Origin of the sequence: Flavobacterium sp. 28YEA47A, from assembly GCF_041262125.1 — a bacterium.
GTDB lineage: Bacteria > Bacteroidota > Bacteroidia > Flavobacteriales > Flavobacteriaceae > Flavobacterium.
This window is the reverse complement of sequence record NZ_JBGCCI010000022.1, coordinates 1-2579: the sequence shown is the minus strand read 5'-3', so window position 1 is coordinate 2579 and position 2579 is coordinate 1. Positions and strand designations below refer to the sequence as shown.

Annotated in this window: 2 protein-coding genes and 1 pseudogene; all 3 read right to left on the bottom strand. The window is 53.4% G+C overall.

The window, feature by feature from the left end; genetic code table 11:
• Positions 1 to 1202, bottom strand: a pseudogene (locus tag ABH942_RS16610) (cell envelope biogenesis protein OmpA); the annotation flags it as partial.
• Between the two features lie 17 nt (positions 1203 to 1219).
• Entirely contained in the window at positions 1220 to 2155 is a 936-nt protein-coding gene (locus ABH942_RS16605; RefSeq protein WP_370033952.1) for a type IX secretion system membrane protein PorP/SprF, read from the bottom strand.
• Positions 2156 to 2231: 76 nt separating this feature from the next.
• Positions 2232 to 2579, bottom strand: a 348-nt coding sequence (locus tag ABH942_RS16600) for a gliding motility-associated C-terminal domain-containing protein (protein WP_370033950.1), incomplete at its 5' end; no start/stop codon positions are given.

Genomic DNA, 2579 nt, shown 5'->3' with positions numbered 1-2579 from the left:
TTTGAGGAGAAGTAGCCTTCGTTTTTGGCCGTATTGAAGCTGAACGAGAAGTCGTCCTTCTCGCTGTTAACCGGCCGGCCTACGTTAATCGCTTCCCCATCCCTGTCCAGGTCTGCCATGAACACGTCCAGTCCCCCGAATCCCTGTTTGCCGCTCGATGCAAAATAAAGGATGCCGTTATCGCCCATGAAAGGAAACCCTTCCTTGCCGGCCGTGTTCACATTCGATCCAAGGTTTTGGGGCTTGCCATAGCCTGTGCCCTCAACCGATACTTTCCAGATATCGGAATCACCGTGCCCTCCGGGCATGTTAGAGGTAAAGTACAAGGTCTTGCCGTCCGGGCTGAGGCTTGGGTGCGTTACGGAATAGCTCTTGCTGTTGAACGGCAGTGCCTGGATGTCGGTCCATTTGCCGTCCACCCTTGTTGCCCTGTAGAGTCCCTGCTGTCCTATCTTCACGTTGTTCTTCCTGTCCTTGTCGAAGTTCCCGTCATTAAGGCCGTCCCTGGCAAAGAACATGGTGTTCCCGTCTGCGCTTATCGTAACAGGCCCGTCATGGAAGGCGGTATTCAGCTCATTGACCGCTTTGGGTTCAGAGAGGGTTCCGTCCGCATTCCTTATGGACTGGAAGATGTCCAGGTAGGGCTGTTTCACCCATTTGTCGGTCCTGTTCGAGTTGTTCCTCGTGCTCACGAAGTACAGGATGTTGTCATTGGAGAGCACCGCCCCGAAATCGCTCTGGTCTTTGCTGTTGATGGCCGTCTCGCTGATATCGAACAGTTTGTCCTTGCTGGAAAGGCTCGGGATATAGTTCGGGTTTGCCTTATGGTCTCTGGCTCGCTGGTCGTTGGGTAGCAGGCCCGCAAATTTGTCCATCTGCTTGTTGGCTTCCTGGTATTTGCCCTGCGACCTTAGCGCCTGTGCATAGCGGTAATACGTTTCCGCATCCTGGACGCCCTCAACTGCCCTGGCATACCATCTGGCGGCTTCCGGCATATTGAACACGTTATAGTAACTGTCGGCAAGCTGCCTGTAGACATGGCTGTCGCCCTTTTTGCCTTCCGCAAGCTTAAGGTATTCGTCTATGGCCGCAACATACTGGTAGCTGTCGTACAGCCTGTCTGCCTTTTCAGAACTCTTATTCTGCCCGTAACCGGAGGCAATGGACAGGAGCAGGCCTGCGGCTATGTATATTTTTTTCATTTTCTTGCTCTTTTAGGTTAGAAATATCTTGGTGATACGGACACCTTCTTCGGGAAGTTCAAATCGAACAGCAGCATGATCTCATGCGAGGACTGCGTGCTCACCTTAAGGTCCGAGACGATACGGTCATAGGCATAGCCTACACGTATGTTGGGCGTAACCGCATAGTTGACCATCCCCCCGAAGGAATCGTCAAGGCGGTAGGTGGCCCCTATCTCGAAGCGGTCAAAGAACATCATGTTGGCCGACACATCAAGCGACGTAGGCGCGCCGAATGCCGACTTAAGCATGAACGACGGCTTGAACTTCGTGTTCTCGGAAAGCTCGAACACGTAACCTCCCGTCAGGAAGTAGTGCTGTGTCTCCGAGCCGAACTGGTATTCCCTTCCGTCGTTCCTGATGTCAAGGTGTTTGCTCTTGAGCATGTTCGGTACCGAAAGCGCAAGATAGTATTTTTGGGTATAGTAGAAAAATCCCGTACCGATATTGAAGAACGTATTGCTCGAGTTTTCCCTGAAGGCAGGGTCGTTGATATCCGGGACGTGTCCGTTACCGATGTCGCTGAACAGGCCTACCTTGTGGAAAGTGGCTCCCGCCTTGATTCCAAGGGCCAGGCGGTGCTCGCCCCCGAGGTTCAGCGTATAGGAGAAGTCACCATAGACGTTGGTCTCGTCCACCGGACCTATCTTGTCGGTTATGGCTGACAGTCCCAATCCGACATTTTTACCTGCCGGGCTGTGTACCGACAGGGTTCCCGTTTTCGGCGCCCCTTCGATGTCTACCCATTGGGCGCGGTAGAGCAGCCCGACCGCTAGGTTTTCCTTGGAGCCCGCATATGCAGGGTTCATCACGTTCATGTTGTACATGTACTGCGTGTAGTGCGGGTCCTGCTGTGCCTGGGCGCCTACCGTGACCATAAACGCAAAGGCCAGTGTGAGATATATTTTTTTCATATGTATCTGTAGTTTTCTTTGGTGTAATGGCGGCCTGCCTCCTTTTGGGGCAGGCTGCCATTGCTTTTTATGATTGTTAGTACTGCCTGTTGATATAGACCCATCCCGTTACCGTAGTCCCGTCCTGCTTGGAGATGCTGTAGAAGTACGTGGCATCCGGAAGGTCCTTGCCGTCCCTGTCCTGGCCGTGCCACTCGTTGGTATAGCTTCCCCTGAACTTGTAGACTTCGGTCCCGTACCTGTTGAAGATGCTCAGGTGCCTTACTCCCATCCCGCTCAGGTCGAACGTGTCGTTCAGCGAGTCGCCGTTAGGGGAGATTCCTTTTGGGATAAGCCTGCAGGAACTGCCCTCAACCGTGAAGCTCGCCGTAGTGCTGCATGCCCCGGACCCTACCGTTACCGTAAAGGTGATCGGCATTGTGGC